This window comes from Humibacter ginsengiterrae (assembly GCF_054780115.1).
In genome coordinates this window covers 141,178-156,372 of the sequence record NZ_BAAGWY010000002.1, presented here as the reverse complement: position 1 = coordinate 156,372, position 15,195 = coordinate 141,178, and the positions used below count along the sequence as shown (strand labels likewise).

Here is a 15,195-nt window from a genome sequence, read left to right as displayed (position 1 = left end):
CAAGTCTCCAACTGCCTGCCACACACTCGTACGCTCCCCCTCGCCATGCCGCTTCGACCGTCCTGAGGGCCGGAGGTGCGACCTAGCGACGCTGTTCGGCCCGACCCGGCGCGGGCGACGTGGTCGCCCATCCGGTTGCGTGAAGTCGCTGGCTGTTCTCCATCAGGTCGTGTAGTGCTTCGGCGACTATGGAGGCATGCGGAACATCTCGTAGACGGGCGATGGTCTTCTGGTCCATCGCGCCGATGACGATCGTTCCACTCCGGAACAGTCCCTGCAGCCATGAAGTACGCAGGGTCACCGTGTAGCCACGACTGTGAGGTAGTTCGCGACGCTCTCGCACGAAGAGCCCGCTTCGCACGATGAGCCGACGCGTCGTCACCGTGTAGCGCGTTGTAAGCCAGGTAACCAAAGGCAGCAGGAACAGGAACATCGCGAGGAGGAGCGCCGCCGCCCAGATCGCGAGGCGGATCCATCCGCCGAAGGTGGAACCGAAGTATGCGGCGGCGCCGCAGATGACGATGAGCGCGATGGACGGCCAGAACATCCTGCGCGCATGCTGGCGCAGCCGCACCACCACACGCTCGGCTGGCGGCACTCCGTATCCGTCGGTCAGCGCCATAGGGTCATTAATACCGCAGGTGTGTCACATCTCCCGCCGAGACCGCCGTGCGGCGCCCACTCGCCTCAACAACGAGGCGTCCGCTGTCATCGAGTTCTTCGGCGACGCCAGTCAGAGCGTCACCGGCGGGCAGTTCTACGCGAACCGTTCGTCCTATGGTGCTGCACACCGCTGCGACGCGCGCCCGCAGCCCTGACACGACGGCGTCGCCGCCCGACGACACGAAGTGTTCATAGCGTGCACGAAGACTCTTGAGATAGGCGGCGAGAACCGTGTCCGCATCGACCAGCGTGTTTTCGATCTGCAGCGAGGTAGCGCTTGGGACGGGCAGATCCTCGGGCGCGATCGAAAGGTTCACACCAGATCCGATCACGACTGCGTCGGGCGACAGCGCCTCAACGAGAATGCCACACACTTTTCGTCCTCTGATGAGCACATCATTCGGCCACTTGAGTTCGGCGCCTGCACCGAGTGATCGGAGCGCTTCCGTCATGGCAAGGCCGGAAAGGAGTGGCAGCCACGCTACGGACTCCACCGCGATTCCGTCTCGCCCTGGGCGCACGAGCACCGATGCCGCGAGCATCGTACCGGGCGGCGCCGACCATTTACGGCCGAGACGCCCGCGCCCATCCGTCTGGTCGAGTGACGCGACGACCGTGAACGGAGGCAGATCGGCGGCGGAAGATACACCGAGGCGTCCGGCCAACTCGTCATTGGTCGATCCAGCGTGTTCAAGGACGAGCAGCCGCGCGGCTTCGGCCGAGCTTCTGGGGAAAAACATAGTCTCCACTCTTTTCGCGCGCCGGGAAGCCAGTTCGCCGTGCGTTGTCTAGCCTTGACCAGGATTCTGATGAATGACTCGGGGGTGGGCAATGATCTCGCAGAAACGGGAGACGAGGCGAAAAAACGGGGGCGCGGCCCGTTCGCGACTCTGGTTCGCTCTCTCCATCGCACTCGTCGCTCTGTTCGTATCCCTGAGCGCACCCGGGACGACCGCCGAACCTGCGTCGGCCGAAACGAGGACGCCCGTCCGCACATCCACCGTACGCGCACCATCAGCAACGCTTGCGCCGTCCCAAGCTCCTGGCCCAATCTCGACTCCTGCTCCGTCTTCGACGGCACTCCCTACAGTGACCTCGTCGCCCACGCCCACGCCGACGCCCACGCCAGATTCCAGTCCTGCGCCGAAGGCAACATCACCTTCCTCTGTCGGCACCGGGCCGACTGAGGCGGAGATGGACGCGACGCACAACCACACCATGGGTTCTTCCCTCGTCGGCCAGGCATCCGTGACTGCAGCACCTCAGATAAGGTCGTTCGCCGCGGCGACGACGACGTACACGACAGGCATCGACGTCAGTGGCTATCAAACCTTCAACGCGGGCAACTGGGTAGCGATGTACGGCGCCGGCGTCAGGTTCGTCTACGTAAAGGCCACGGAGGGCACCACCTACAAGAGCAGTCAATTCTCTGAGCAGTACACCGATTCGTACAACGCGGGAATGACGCATGGCGCCTACCATTTCGCCAACCCGGACTCATCATCGGGCGCAGCACAGGCGACTTTCTTCGTGAACAACGGCGGCGGCTGGACTCCGGACGGTCGGACCCTGCCGCCGGTGGTCGACCTGGAGAGCGAAGGGTCTAGCACTTGTTACGGTTTGAGCCAGAGCGCCATGGTCGCCTGGATCGCCGACTTCTCCAGCACGGTGATGAAGTTGGTCGGCCGGCTGCCCGGCATTTACACGAACCCCAGCTGGTGGAGCCAATGCACCGGCAATTCGAGCGCATTCACGGCCAACCCGCTGTACCTGGCACGCTGGGTATCCAGCATCTCGAGCGGCCCGGGCACGCTTCCCGGGGGATGGCCGTCACTCTCTCTGTGGCAATGGACGGATTCCGGAACTGTGACCGACGCCTCAGGATCCCAGATAAGGGTCGACCAGGACGCGTTCCCCGGAACCACGAGTGACCTGACCAATTTCGCCACAGAGAACGGCTTCCTCATCCGGTCGACGACGAGCAGCAGTCTCTACCTCTATGCCGGCAGCCAGAAGTATTACGTCCCATCGATGGACATCGCCGACCAATACGCCGCTCTAGGTTCGGTGTCCTACGTGCCGCAGTCATACCTGGACTCCATTCCAACGGCTAATGCCAACGCCTCTCTGGCCGTTCGGGACATCAGCAGTGGAGCGATATCTTTGATCCAGAACGGTCAGCTCCATCATTTCGCAACATGTGATCTCGTCGCCGCGTACGGTTATCAGTGCGCAGCGACAACCGATCTCCCTTCCTTTGAATATGCGATGTTCCCGACAGGACCGGCTATCACACCGTTCTTCGTCACGAACGGTGATCCGACGGTATACGACCTGGTTTCCGGGACTCGGTACCCGGTGTATAGCTGGACCGACGTCGTTCAGCTCGACGGCGGCACATCGCCTTTCGTGACGACGATGGCGAGTACAGCGGCACAAGCGATACCGATCGGAAACACGATTGTCGCGCCCGCTTCGCTGCTGAAGACCGCTACCAATGACGCGATCTACTTCACAGACGGCTACGGCCGGAAGTACCAGATCACATCATTCGATATCGCCGCCGACTTCGGGTCGTCGGGCTATCGCACGGTACCGGACTCGGTAGTTTCCGGATATGCGACGGGAAGCGGATATCTCTCTGTCGCCGCACAATGCGCGGGACAGCAGTACGTCGCCTCTCAGGGCACTCTGATCCAGTGGAATTCCTCGGCGAACGCCGGTGGGCTTCCGACGACGGCGCTGGACCCGGTCACATGCGCATACATCCCGCACAGCGGCAGCCTCAGCGGCACACTATTCGTCAAGCCGACAAACAGCAGCACCGTCTACGAAGTGTCCGCCGGACGAAAGATTCCGATGTATTCGTGGACAGAACTGATGGCTGTCACAGGAGGGACCGTCCCTGTCATAGTCCCGTTGAATCCGGGAACCGTAGCAAGTATCCCGTTGACGCCGTATTCGCTGCAGCCGGGGACGGTCGGTCGCTCCGTGTCTAATCCGAGTGTGTACGTATTCGGCGAGCAGCAGCGCATCCCTGTCTACTCGCTCACCACAACGGCAGAACTGGGCCTGCCGAACTGGAATTACGTCGATCCGACCACCCTGTCGAACTACACAGCCGCAGCGGCTCCTATCACTCGTGTTGTGGTCTGCGGGTCGACTGCGTATTTCGGGATTGCAGGCACCCTGTATCCGCTCACTTCATCGTCGGTGACAGGCATCAGCCCTACTACCCTCGACCCGGCCGTGTGTAGCCAACTCTCGTTCTCCACTGCTGCATCGCGGAGCAAGGTGTTCGCGACGGAGTCAGGGAGCCCGACCATCTATATGATCAGCGGTGGCCAAAAACACCCTGTCTCCAGCTGGACCGACCTCATTCAGTTGAATGGCGGGACAGTACCCGACTATCTGACGACCACGGCGGGTGGACTCGGTGACATCCCACGAGGTTCTTCAGTATGAAAGCACCATGAGTTCCATCGCTGCACTGTAGATTTACGCCATCGTTGCCCGAACCCCTGCTTGTAAAGTGAACGGGTGACCGACATCTCCACCTCCGACGCCACCGGTGCCGCCGAGGCCCAGAACGACACGACACAGAACGAGAGCGTCGTCGACACGACGACCGCCGGCCGCATCGCTGACCTCAAGGTTCGCTATCACGAGGCCGTGACGGCTAGCGGGCAGGCAGCCATCGAGAAGCAGCACGCCAAAGGCAAGCTGACCGCACGAGAGCGCATCAAGCTTCTTCTCGACCCCGGCTCGTTCGTCGAGTTCGACGAATTCGTGCGTCACCGCACTCATGCGTTCGGCATGGAGAACAAGCGCCCCTACGGCGACTCGGTCATCACGGGCATCGGCACCATCCACGGGCGCAACGTCGCCGTGTTCAGCCAGGACTTCACGATCTTCGGCGGGTCCCTCGGCGAGGTCGCAGGCGAGAAGATCATCAAGGTCATGGATCACGCTCTGAAGACCGGCGTGCCCATGATCGGCATCCTCGACTCGGGTGGAGCACGCATTCAGGAAGGTGTCGTCGCACTCGGCAAGTACGGCGAGATCTTCCGGCGCAACACGCAGGCATCCGGTGTCATCCCGCAGATCTCCATCGTGATGGGGCCCGCCGCCGGCGGTGCGGTGTACTCCCCCGCGCTCACCGACTTCGTCATCATGGTCGACAAGTCGAGCCATATGTTCGTCACCGGACCGGACGTGATCAAGACGGTCACCGGTGAAGACGTCGGCTTCGAAGAGCTCGGCGGCGCCCTCACGCACAACAAGATCTCGGGCGTGAGCCACTACCTGGCGTCCGACGAGCAGGATGCCCTCGAGTTCGGTCGTGCACTGATCAGCTTTCTGCCCGACAACAACCTCACCGATCCGCCCGTCTACGAGGCAGAGGCGGAGCTGGAGATCACGGATGCCGACCGCCGACTCAACGAGATCATCCCCGACTCCCCGAACCAGCCGTACGACGTGACCTCAATCATCGAGCACATCGTCGACGACGGCGACTTCCTCGAGATCCAGCCGCTGTTCGCGCCGAACATCGTGATCGGCTTCGCCCGGGTGGAGGGCCGCTCGGTCGGCATCATCGCGAACCAGCCGAACGCGATGGCGGGCACGCTCAACATCGACGCCGGCGAGAAGGCCGCACGGTTCGTGCGGTTCTGCGACGCGTTCTCGATCCCGATCCTCACGCTCGTCGATGTGCCTGGATACCTGCCCGGCACCGACCAGGAATGGACCGGCGTCATCCGTCGCGGCGCCAAGCTGCTCTACGCGTACGCGGAGGCGACGGTGCCGCTCGTCACCGTCATCACCCGCAAGGCCTACGGCGGTGCCTACATCGTGATGGGCTCCAAGCAGCTCGGCGCCGACATCAACCTCGCCTGGCCGACCGCGGAGATCGCCGTGATGGGCGGGCAGGGCGCGGTGAACATCCTGTATCGCAGCGAGATCAAGAAGGCGGAGGAGTCCGGCGAGGATGTCGCGGCCGTGCGCACCAAGCTCGCGAACGAGTACCTCTACAACGTCGCATCCCCATTCCTCGCAGCCGAGCGCGGCGAGCTGGACGGCATCATCGAACCGGCCGCCACACGCATCGGGGTGATCAAGTCCCTGCGGGCGCTGCGCGCCAAGCGCGCGACGCAGCCACCGAAGAAGCACGGAAACATCCCGCTGTGATCGCGAAACCATCGGCCGCCGCCGTGGGCCGGGACTGAGAGGAGGCGTCCATGGCCAAGCACAGCACGCAGCCCGAGGTGGATGCCTCGCAGTTCGTGTTCCACACCAAGGGGCTCTCCGAAGACGAGATCGCCGCCGTCACTGCCGTGCTGACGTCCGCTCTGCGTGAGCAGGCCGCCGCACAGCAGCCGACGCCGGACTCCGACACGAATGGGTGGCAGCGCAGCCAGCGTGGCCTGCGCCAGCCGCTGGTGCGCGGCCCTGGCGCGTGGCGGAGCTGGGGCTGAAGCGCCCCGACGGCCTGCCTACGTGCCTCGCGCATCGGACTTGTACCCCGAAATGGGGCACGAGGGCCCGTCTGCTCCCATGATCCCGGCGATTTTGTCCCCCGATTGTCCCCCTAAATGACGACTTTCCCTCTTGCGGGATCGGGCACATTATTGATGTTGCTAGGTGTCTCTCATCTGAGATTCACCGCCATTCATTCGCCGACTAGGGTAAGCGGGCGAGTGTTTTGGGGGCGAGTCGGGGCGATATTCGGGTTGTCGCCCCGACTCGGGGCTTCCGGAGGGCGTCGGTCAAGGACCGGCGCCCTCCGATGTTTCCGCGGCGGCGCCCTCGCGACGCGGGATCTCCAGCCACAGCTCGACCTCGTCGTCGGCGCCCTCCGACTCTGCGGAGGCCGTGTCGTGGGCGTCGCGCGGTCCCACTCCATCGCCGGGGACGGCATCCGGCGGGCCCGAACGCAGCCCGACCACCGTCACGGCGACGGGTGACCCGGTCTGCACGGTACGCACCACGAACTTGTCGGCCAGGGAACCCTGCAGGGCTTCGGCGAGACGGGTGTGGATGCGCTGCAGCTCCTGCTCGTCGAGGCCGTCCAGTCCGCCGTCGTCGAGAAGCACGACGTTGGCGCCACGTCGCCGCGCTGCGAGCACCTGCTCGCGCACTCCATCGTCGAGCAGTGCGCGGCCCCTGATCTCGTCGCGCATCCCCGCCTCCAGGAGCAGGCACTCCGCGCGTTCGTCTTCGGTGAGCATCCCACCGCTCTCCACGATGCGGATGAGCAGAGGGGCGGCACGCTGATACGTCTCGTCCAGGCGGCGCTGGCGCTCCACGACGTGCGCCTCCTGCTCCGCGTGCCACTCGACGACCTGGCGCTCGGCGCGGGCGAACCGTGAGGCATCCCGGGCCATGCTTCCGAGCGCCCTGGTGACGACGGCCGCGGCCGCCACCCAGACCACGCTTCCGATGACGCCGAGGGCGGCGAGCGCGGCGAATCCGGCGACGACGACGGTGTGCGCCACGAGGAAGGCGATGCCGACCCAGGCGAAGACGTTACGCCTGCGCACCACCACGATCGTCATGAGCGTGCCGATGGCCGCCACGTACCAGGTGGCGTATCCGTTTTCGCGTGCGAGGTCCAGCTGGCTGGCGACCAGCACAGGCACGGCGACGCAGACGGCAAGATCGAAGGCGGCGACCCACGCCGGTAGCACGATGCGGGAGGGTCTCGCCAGCGACAGCGCTGTCGCCGCGGCATAGAGCGCGATGGCGACGATCACCGGAGCCGGATGCCGATACATCGACATCGACGTGATGCCGAGCACCACGTGGTAGGCGGAGAACAGCGCGGCCAGGGTGACGAGCACGCCACGGGAGACGGCGATCACAGACGCTCCTCTCCCGCGACATCCGGCTCCGGATGCCACACCAACCGCACGCTGGTGCCCTCACCCGGTGCGGACTCCACGGATGCCACGCCGCCGGCGAGCGCCACGCGCTCCTTGATCGAGACCTCCAGGCCGAGCCGCTCGGGCGGGATGGAGTCGAGCTCGAAGCCGTGGCCGTCATCCGCCACCACGATGAGCACGCCGCCGTCGTCGGTCGCCTCAACCCGAAGACTGCGTCGCACCAGCACTCCCCCGGCGTGCTGCGCGCTGTTCACCATGGCCTGCACGGTTGCGGAGTAGAGCGCCTCGGCGACGCTGACCGGGATCAGCACGTCGCCCCGGCCGCGCGGCACGATCGAGAACGGCACGGTGAACGATCGCGCGGCCGAGATGATGCGGTCACGAAGCCTGCTGCAGAGAATCGAATCGAGGGCACGCCCGGGCCTCGCCAGCGGCGCGGACGTGTCGAGGTGACCGAGCGCGTCCTGCGCCATCGACGCCGCGATGGCCATCGCCTCCGGCGTGCGGGCGCCCGCCGCGGAGAGCAGGGTCGTGAGCACGCTGTCGTGCACGATGGCGTCGACCTCGACACGCTCCGCCTCGAGGGCGTGAGCCCGCACCGCGACCTCGTAACGTTCGAGGGCCGTCGACTGGCGGGCATCCACCTGACTCGCCGCCTGCCGCAGCATCGTCATGATCGCCAGCAGGATCGAGGCGAAGAGCGCGGCGTAGAGGCCGTCCAGCACGGCGGTCTCGATCGCGCCGGCCCCGGCGGAGAGGGCGAGCACGACGCCGTAGAGCAGCGGCGCGACGATCGTGTAGACGGCGGCGAGGAGGAACGGCATGGCCAACGCCGCGCACGCGGTCGACACGGTGAGCAGATACCAGAGCCACGGCCGGACGCCGTCGAAGTAGGAGGCATCGGCGATGCCTTGCTCCCAGAACACGAGCGCCAGGAGGTAGCCGACGCACAGGGTGATCGCGGCGACGCGCACGGTGCGGCCCACGATGGAGGCGATGCCCAGCCAGGCCAGCGAGACCAGAAGCACCGCGGCGACCGCGGTGGTGTAGGCGGGACGCAGGTGCGACGACTGCGCGATAGCGACCGGGATGACCTGCAGCGCGAACACCCAGCTGAAACCGGCAACGGCGCGTGCCGCGAGACGTTCGACTCGCGCCCTGGTCAGCGGGCTCGGCGTTGCTGCCGGCAGCAGCTCCGGCATGGCCGCAGGGTCAGCGGCGGCCATCCGCCTCGCCCGATGCGCCGGATGACTCGGGCGCCAGCCCGGGGAGGATGCCGTCTTCGACGGCACGGCGCAGCAGGTCCATCTTGGTCGGCGCCGGGCGTCCGACCTGAACGTACTTCGTGCGGATCCGGTCGAGGTACTCCCGAGCCGTCGAGTGGGCCACACCGAGCTGCTCGGCCACCGCCTTCAACGGCAGGCCGGATGCGTACAGGTGCAGCACGTCGCGTTCGCGGCGCCCGAGCTGCGCCTTGGCGAACTCGCTGTCCGCGTCGATCGCGCTGGCCCATTCCAGGTTGTTCAGCACGTCGCCTGCGGCGACGGACTTGATCGCCGCCATCAGGGTTGTGGTGGGAGCGGATTTCGGGATGACCCCTGCCGCGCCGGCGGCCAGAGCTTCCCGCACGCTCGCCACCTGGTCGGCGATGCTGTGCACCAGAACGCCCGCGCCGGTGGCCTGAACCCGCTTCACGTTCTCGGTGATGCTCGACCCGTCGCCGAGCGAGAGATCGAGCACGATCACATCGGGATCGGCGTCCGCCAGCGCATCCAGAACGGCGCTCACGGTGGGTCCGGCGGCCAGCACGTCGTATCCGGCCTGAAGGCAGGCGGCTTGCAGACCGAGGCGCACGGACTCATGGTCGTCGACGATCCCCACGCGCACCATGGCACTCATGCTAGCGACGTAGAGCGCCCGGTCCCCGACCTAGGTCGTGCGAACCAGCGACGCCACGACTTCGACGTGGTGCGTGTTCGGGAAGAGGTCGAACGCGCGTGCCGTGCGCAGTTCGTAACCGCGTTCGCGGAACCAGCCCAGATCACGTGCCAAGGCGACCGGATCGCACGCCACGTACACCAGCTGTGCCGGCTCGAACGACGCCAGCAGGCCGACAACCTCCCGCCCAGCTCCGCTGCGCGGCGGGTCGAGCACGACAGTTCCGGCGCGCAGGCGGGCGCGTTCCCCCGCGGATGCCCGGTCGGCGAGGCCGCGCAGGTACTTCTCGACACGTGCCGTCACGGTCTGCGCGCCGATCCATTCGGCGAGGTTGGATGCCGCGTGATCCGTGGTGCTCTCGTCGGACTCCACGCTCGTGATGCGCGTGGTCGGACCGAAGCGGTCGGCGACGGCGGCCGCGAACAGGCCCACTCCGCCGTAGAGGTCGAGGTTGTACGCGCGCGGGTCGAAGAGCGACTCATCGACCGCCTCTTGCACCGCCTGCGTCAGCACCTCCGGCGCCTTGCGGTGCACCTGCCAGAACCCCGTCGAGTCGAGGGCGAAGCGGCGGTCTCCGACCCGTTCGTGCACCGTCTGCTGGCGTCTGCCCGTGTCACCCGCTGCATCCCGGCGGATCACCGAGACGAAACCCTCGCTCGTGACCGCGATGTCGATCGTTCCACCGCGGTTCTGCCACTCACTGAGCGGCGCTGCACGCTCGACCGCCTCGATCGCCAGCGGAAGATCGGTGACCGGCACGACGCGATGCGAGCGGGCCGCGTAGGGTCCGACGTTGCCCTCGTCATCCACTTGCAGCCGCACTCTCGTGCGCCAGCGGATGCCCTCCTGATCGTCATCGACCCGCTTGCCCGATCCGGTCACGGCCTCCACGACAGGAGCCTCGTCGAGCCGGGCCATGCGGGAGAACACGTCCGCGATCACCTGCCGCTTCAGCTCGCGCTGATGCGGCAGGTCGATGTGCCCGAACTCGGCGCCGCCTGCGCGGTCGTCTGGATCCCGCTCCACCGATGCCGACTGCCACACATGCGGCCGTCGATGCTCGGATGCCTGCAGCACCCGCACCGTCTCGGCTCGCCAGAACCGGTCGTGGCGGGTGTCAGAGACCCGGGCGAGCACCCGCTCACCGGGGAGCGCGTCGCTCACGAAAACCACCCGGCCCTCGTGCCGGGCGACGAACACGCCGCCGTGCGCGACGCCCGTGATCTCGAGTTCCAACTCGACCGGATCGCTGGCGACCCGGCGCACAGCGGTTGTCGATCTCGAGGGCCGCTGGGTCTGCGCAGGCCGGCCGGCGGAGGATCGCAGGGCGGGGCGGCGAGGAGGTCGAGGCATCCTTCGATGGTCGCATACGGCACGCGATGCCCCGCCTACGCCGCATCGAGGCGAGAGCCCGCACATCCACCCGGCGAGCCGCGATGCGTCACTGCGAGTTCGCTCATCGCGGTTCACCGCGCGCCCAGAAGCGGCCGCTACCGTCGGAATCTGCGTCGAACGAGAGGAGGCGCGTGACCTACTACAAGAACGGCCGGCCGATCGACCCGCGCAAGATCGCGCGAGTCTCCGGGTCGAAGCAATCGAGGTCCGGGCAATCCGGGGACGAGCAGGCGGTGCAGCCCGATTCGGGCCGGGCATCGTCGCCGGTTCGCAATCGGCAGGCGCCGAACGCCCCCGCTGAAACGCCGCGACAGCCGCCCGCACCACGCCCTCGCGATCCCTACGAGTATCTCGAGCCCTTCCACGGGCCGCGTCGGCGCTCGGCGACGCGTGCCTACGCTGCCGATGACCCGTCGCGAGAACCGTCGCCCGGCCACCCGGCCAAGCCGCCCGCCGACCGCCGCAAGCGCACGTTCCGGCGCCGGCGCATCATCGCCGGAATCGCCGCCGCAGTCGTGGCCGTGCTCGTCGCGGGAGGCATCTTCGTGTTCACGCAGTACCAGCAGCTGTCAACGGGCATCCGCCGCACGAGCCTCGGTCCGGTGCAGAACACCGCGGAGACGAACATCCTCGTGATGGGGCTGGACAGCCGGCTCGACGAGAACGGCAATCCGCTGCCCGCCGACGTCTACAACGCCCTGCACGCCGGTACGGCGGACGACGGCGGATACAACTCGAACGTGTTGATGCTGCTGCACATACCCGCTGGTGGCGGGCATCCGGTGGGCATCTCCATTCCGCGCGATGACTGGGTGAGCCTGCCGGGGGCGCCGGACGGCGCATCCATGGGCAAGATCAAGCAGGCGTACGGCCTGCAGCTCGACCAGACGCTCACCCATCTGACGCAGACGCAGCCGAGTCTTTCGCGTGCGGATGCCTACCAGCAGGCACGCTCCGCAGCGCGCGTCGAGGAGGTGAAGACGGTCGAGCAGTTCCTGAACGTGAAGATCAACCACTTCGTCGAGGTGACCATGGGCGCGTTCTACCAGCTCGCCGAAGCGGTGCAGCCGATTCAGGTGTGCCTGAACGAGGCTACGGCCGACAGCTACTCCGGTGCGAAGTTCGTTAAGGGCCTCCAGGAGATCAACGCGCAGCAGGCGGTGGCGTTCGTGCGTCAACGGCGCGACACGACGAACTCGCCCGTGAATCTCACGGATCTCGACAGGGAGCGGCGGCAGCAGGCGTTCATCATCTCGCTGGCGAACAAGCTCGAGCACCAGAACGTGTTCGACGACTTCAGCGTGATGGAGAAGATGCTCGGCACCGTCAAGAACGACATCGCCGTGGACTCGAACCTCGACCTGCTCAGCCTCGCGTCGGACGCCAAGAAGTTCGGCGGCGGTGGAGTGAGCTTCGAGACGCTGCCGATCTCGTCGTTCGGCGTGGAGGACGGCCAGGACGTCAACCTCGTCGACCTGAACCAGGTGCGCACCACGACAGCGCAGCTCATCGCCGCATCGGATGCCTCATCGACGCCGAGCCCGAAGCCCTCGTCCGGCTCCTCCGGCTCGCCGAAGGCGTCGTCCGGGTCGTCCGGGTCGTCATCGGGGTCGACGCCAACGCCCTCGAACACGTTCGGGACGAACGGCGTGATGTCGTCGGCCGGCATTCCCTGCGTGAACTGAGGGTGCCGCGGACGGATGCCTGAGCCGGGCACAATGGTCGGGTGCGCCTCTACCTCGCCTCCACCTCGCCCGCCCGATTGACGCTCCTTCGATCGGCCGGCGTCGAACCGCTCACGATCGCGCCCGGCGTCGACGAGCCGGCCACGGTCGCCGAGGCGGAGGCCGAGCAGGGTCCGCTGGCCGCGGCAGACATGGTGCAGCTCCTCGCCAGGGCCAAGGCCGAGGCGGTCGTCGGAGCGCTGGTCGACGACGAGCCGATCGACGGTCTCATCCTCGGCGGTGACTCGGCGTTCGAGGTCGACGGGGTGATCTACGGCAAACCGCACGAGCCATCCGTCGCGCGTGAGCGGTGGCGCGCGCAGCGCGGGCGCACGGGCGTGCTGCACTCCGGGCACTGGCTGATCGACCACAGTGGCGGAAAGGTGAACGGGGCCGCTGGCGCGGTGGCGGAGGCATCGGTCACGTTCGCCGACGACATCGACGACACGGAGATCGACGCCTACGTCGCGACCGGCGAGCCGCTGAAGGTGGCGGGCGCGTTCACCATCGACAGCCTCGGCGGTCCGTTCATCACGAGGGTGGACGGCGATCCGAGCACCGTCGTAGGACTCTCGCTCTCCACGCTTCGGTCACTCGTGAAGCGTCTCGGCTACGAGTGGACCGACCTCTGGAGCTGAGCCCCGTGGGGCCGCGTGTTGTAGGCATCCGAAAGCCCTGAGGGCGAGGTTTGTGGACTGCATTCAAAACCGCGAGGGGGGCCGTCAATAGGCTTGAAGACTGTGCCACACATCTCGAAGGTCCTGATTGCCAACCGCGGCGAGATCGCTGTGCGAGTCATCCGAGCGGCCAGAGACAGCGGAATCGCGTCGGTCGCGGTGTATGCGGACCAGGACCGGGACGCCGTGCACGCGCGCCTCGCCGACGAGGCCTACGCGCTCGACGGGTCGACCAGTGCCGAGACCTACCTCTCCATCGAGAAGCTGCTCTCGGTATGCCGTCGCTCCGGCGCGAACGCCGTGCACCCCGGCTACGGGTTCCTGTCCGAGAACGCCGACTTCGCTCGTGCCGTCATCGATGCCGGCCTGATCTGGATCGGCCCTGGTCCCGAGGCGATCGAGCGGCTCGGCGACAAGGTGTCCGCCCGCCACGTCGCGGAGAAGGTGGGCGCACCGCTCGCCCCCGGAACGCTGAACCCGGTCAGCGGCGCCGACGAGGTGCTCGATTTCGTCGACCAGCACGGACTCCCCGTGGCCATCAAGGCCGCCTTCGGCGGCGGCGGTCGCGGTCTCAAGGTGGCCCGCGAGCGCGACGAGGTCGCCGAGCTCTTCGAGTCCGCCACCCGTGAGGCGATCGCGGCGTTCGGGCGGGGCGAGTGCTTCGTGGAGAAGTACCTCGACAAGCCCCGGCACGTCGAGACGCAGTGCCTCGCGGATGCCCACGGCAACGTCGTCGTGGTCTCCACCCGTGACTGCTCCCTGCAGCGTCGCCACCAGAAGCTTGTGGAGGAGGCGCCCGCGCCGTTCCTCACGGACGAGCAGCGCGAGAAGCTGTACACCTCGTCGAAGGCGATCCTCAAGGAGGTCGGATACCTCGGTGCCGGCACCTGCGAATTCCTCATCGGGCAGGACGGCACCGTCTCGTTCCTCGAGGTGAACACGCGACTGCAGGTCGAGCATCCGGTCTCCGAAGAGGTCACCGGAATCGACCTGGTGCGCGAGCAGTTCCGCATCGCTGAGGGCGGGGTTCTCGACTACGACGACCCGGAGCCGCGCGCGCACTCGTTCGAGTTCCGCATCAACGGCGAGGACCCGGGACGGGGCTTCCTCCCGGCACCCGGACCGGTGCACGTGTTCAAGCCCGCGTCTGGACCGGGCGTTCGGGTCGACTCCGGCGTGCAGTCCGGAGACGTGATCTCCGGCGCGTTCGACTCGCTGCTCGCCAAGCTCATCGTCACCGGTGCCACCCGCGAGGAGGCGCTGGAGCGGTCACGTCGCGCCCTCGACGAGTTCGAGGTCGCGGGCCTCGCCACCGTGCTGCCGTTCCACCGCGCGATCGTGCGCGACCCGGCGTTCGCGCCAGAGGGCGGGCATCCGTTCGGCGTGTACACGCGCTGGATCGAGACCGAATTCGTGAACGACCTGGAGCCGTGGAGCGGCGAATCCACGGAGCCGGCCGAGGCGGAGGCGCGGCACAGCGTGGTCGTCGAGGTGGGCGGCAAGCGCGTCGAGGTCAGCCTGCCGACGAAGCTGCTCATCGCGGGCGGCGGCACAGCCACGGTCGGGCACGCGCCGAAGCGCAAGGGCGCCTCGCACGCGATCGCCACGGCGACCGGCGACTCGGTGACCGCTCCGATGCAGGCCACCGTCGTGAAGCTCGCGGTCGGCGAGGGCGATCAGGTGGTGAAGGGCGATCTCATCCTCGTGCTCGAGGCCATGAAGATGGAGCAGCCGCTCACCGCTCACAAGGACGGCACGGTCACGGATGTCAACGCGCAGGTCGGCGCCACGGTCTCCAGCGGCCACCTGCTGCTGAACATCGTCTGACGGGGCACACGCTTCACCGCATTTCGAACGATGCGCCGGAGATGATCTTGCGATCTCTCCGGCGCATTGTTCGATTTCCGGCCGACC

At 66.8% G+C, this 15,195-nt stretch carries 12 protein-coding genes; 6 read left to right on the top strand and 6 right to left on the bottom strand.

The window, feature by feature from the left end:
• Nucleotides 1-82 precede the first annotated feature (82 nt).
• Together ACYVII_RS03230 and ACYVII_RS03225 are read right to left on the bottom strand one after the other, a co-directional pair.
• Nucleotides 83-622, bottom strand: coding sequence for a PH domain-containing protein (locus ACYVII_RS03230; protein ID WP_460530907.1), 540 nt, complete (start codon nucleotides 620-622; stop codon nucleotides 83-85).
• A gap of 7 nt (nucleotides 623-629) precedes the next feature.
• The gene (locus tag ACYVII_RS03225) at nucleotides 630-1,403 is read right to left on the bottom strand and encodes a biotin--[acetyl-CoA-carboxylase] ligase (protein ID WP_460530904.1); all 774 of its coding nucleotides are present in this window, start codon (nucleotides 1,401-1,403) and stop codon (nucleotides 630-632) included.
• Between the two features lie 454 nt (nucleotides 1,404-1,857).
• On the opposite strand from ACYVII_RS03225, the gene ACYVII_RS03220 reads away from it, so the two are divergent.
• The 3 genes from ACYVII_RS03220 (at nucleotide 1,858) to ACYVII_RS03210 (ending at nucleotide 6,140) form a co-directional block, all read left to right on the top strand.
• Nucleotides 1,858-4,128, top strand: coding sequence for a glycoside hydrolase family 25 domain-containing protein (locus ACYVII_RS03220; protein WP_460530901.1), 2,271 nt, complete (start codon nucleotides 1,858-1,860; stop codon nucleotides 4,126-4,128).
• Nucleotides 4,129-4,302: 174 nt separating this feature from the next.
• The gene (locus tag ACYVII_RS03215) at nucleotides 4,303-5,853 is read left to right on the top strand and encodes an acyl-CoA carboxylase subunit beta (RefSeq protein ID WP_460531844.1); all 1,551 of its coding nucleotides are present in this window, start codon (nucleotides 4,303-4,305) and stop codon (nucleotides 5,851-5,853) included.
• A gap of 50 nt (nucleotides 5,854-5,903) precedes the next feature.
• A complete protein-coding gene (locus ACYVII_RS03210) occupies nucleotides 5,904-6,140 on the top strand; it encodes an acyl-CoA carboxylase subunit epsilon (RefSeq protein ID WP_460530898.1) in 237 nt (78 codons plus the stop codon).
• A 291-nt stretch (nucleotides 6,141-6,431) separates the two neighbouring features.
• Here ACYVII_RS03210 and ACYVII_RS03205 read toward each other — a convergent pair whose 3' ends face one another.
• From ACYVII_RS03205 to ACYVII_RS03190, 4 genes are read right to left on the bottom strand one after another with little or no spacing between them, the layout of a single operon-like run.
• A complete protein-coding gene (locus tag ACYVII_RS03205; protein WP_460530895.1) occupies nucleotides 6,432-7,526 on the bottom strand; it encodes a hypothetical protein in 1,095 nt (364 codons plus the stop codon).
• Nucleotides 7,523-8,749 (bottom strand): sensor histidine kinase, encoded by a 1,227-nt coding sequence (locus tag ACYVII_RS03200; protein WP_460530892.1) that lies wholly within the window; start codon nucleotides 8,747-8,749, stop codon nucleotides 7,523-7,525. The genes ACYVII_RS03205 and ACYVII_RS03200 overlap by 4 nt, the downstream gene beginning before the upstream one ends.
• Before the next feature lie 10 nt (nucleotides 8,750-8,759).
• Nucleotides 8,760-9,437: a response regulator transcription factor gene (locus ACYVII_RS03195; RefSeq protein ID WP_460530889.1), complete on the bottom strand. Its 678-nt coding sequence runs from the start codon at nucleotides 9,435-9,437 to the stop codon at nucleotides 8,760-8,762.
• Nucleotides 9,438-9,476: 39 nt separating this feature from the next.
• Nucleotides 9,477-10,751, bottom strand: a complete 1,275-nt coding sequence (locus tag ACYVII_RS03190) for a class I SAM-dependent RNA methyltransferase (RefSeq protein WP_460530886.1) — start codon at nucleotides 10,749-10,751, stop codon at nucleotides 9,477-9,479.
• 260 nt (nucleotides 10,752-11,011) lie between these two features.
• On the opposite strand from ACYVII_RS03190, the gene ACYVII_RS03185 reads away from it, so the two are divergent.
• The 3 genes from ACYVII_RS03185 to ACYVII_RS03175 all read left to right on the top strand — a co-directional run bounded on the left by ACYVII_RS03185 (nucleotide 11,012) and on the right by ACYVII_RS03175 (nucleotide 15,108).
• Nucleotides 11,012-12,565, top strand: a complete 1,554-nt coding sequence (locus ACYVII_RS03185) for an LCP family protein (RefSeq protein ID WP_460530883.1) — start codon at nucleotides 11,012-11,014, stop codon at nucleotides 12,563-12,565.
• A 41-nt stretch (nucleotides 12,566-12,606) separates the two neighbouring features.
• Nucleotides 12,607-13,242 (top strand): Maf family protein, encoded by a 636-nt coding sequence (locus tag ACYVII_RS03180; RefSeq protein ID WP_460530880.1) that lies wholly within the window; start codon nucleotides 12,607-12,609, stop codon nucleotides 13,240-13,242.
• A gap of 102 nt (nucleotides 13,243-13,344) precedes the next feature.
• Entirely contained in the window at nucleotides 13,345-15,108 is a 1,764-nt protein-coding gene (locus ACYVII_RS03175; protein ID WP_460530877.1) for an acetyl/propionyl/methylcrotonyl-CoA carboxylase subunit alpha, read from the top strand.
• The last annotated feature ends 87 nt before the right edge of the window (nucleotides 15,109-15,195 follow it).

Excerpts from the sequence above, each read along its gene's own strand:
- ACYVII_RS03230 (WP_460530907.1), bottom strand. The coding sequence starts at position 622 with ATGGCGCTGACCGACGGATACGGAGTGCCGCCAGCCGAGCGTGTGGTG.
- ACYVII_RS03225 (WP_460530904.1), bottom strand. The coding sequence starts at position 1,403 with ATGTTTTTCCCCAGAAGCTCGGCCGAAGCCGCGCGGCTGCTCGTCCTT.
- ACYVII_RS03220 (WP_460530901.1), top strand. The coding sequence starts at position 1,858 with ATGGACGCGACGCACAACCACACCATGGGTTCTTCCCTCGTCGGCCAG.
- ACYVII_RS03210 (WP_460530898.1), top strand. The coding sequence starts at position 5,904 with ATGGCCAAGCACAGCACGCAGCCCGAGGTGGATGCCTCGCAGTTCGTG.
- ACYVII_RS03200 (WP_460530892.1), bottom strand. The coding sequence starts at position 8,749 with ATGCCGGAGCTGCTGCCGGCAGCAACGCCGAGCCCGCTGACCAGGGCG.
- ACYVII_RS03195 (WP_460530889.1), bottom strand. The coding sequence starts at position 9,437 with ATGGTGCGCGTGGGGATCGTCGACGACCATGAGTCCGTGCGCCTCGGT.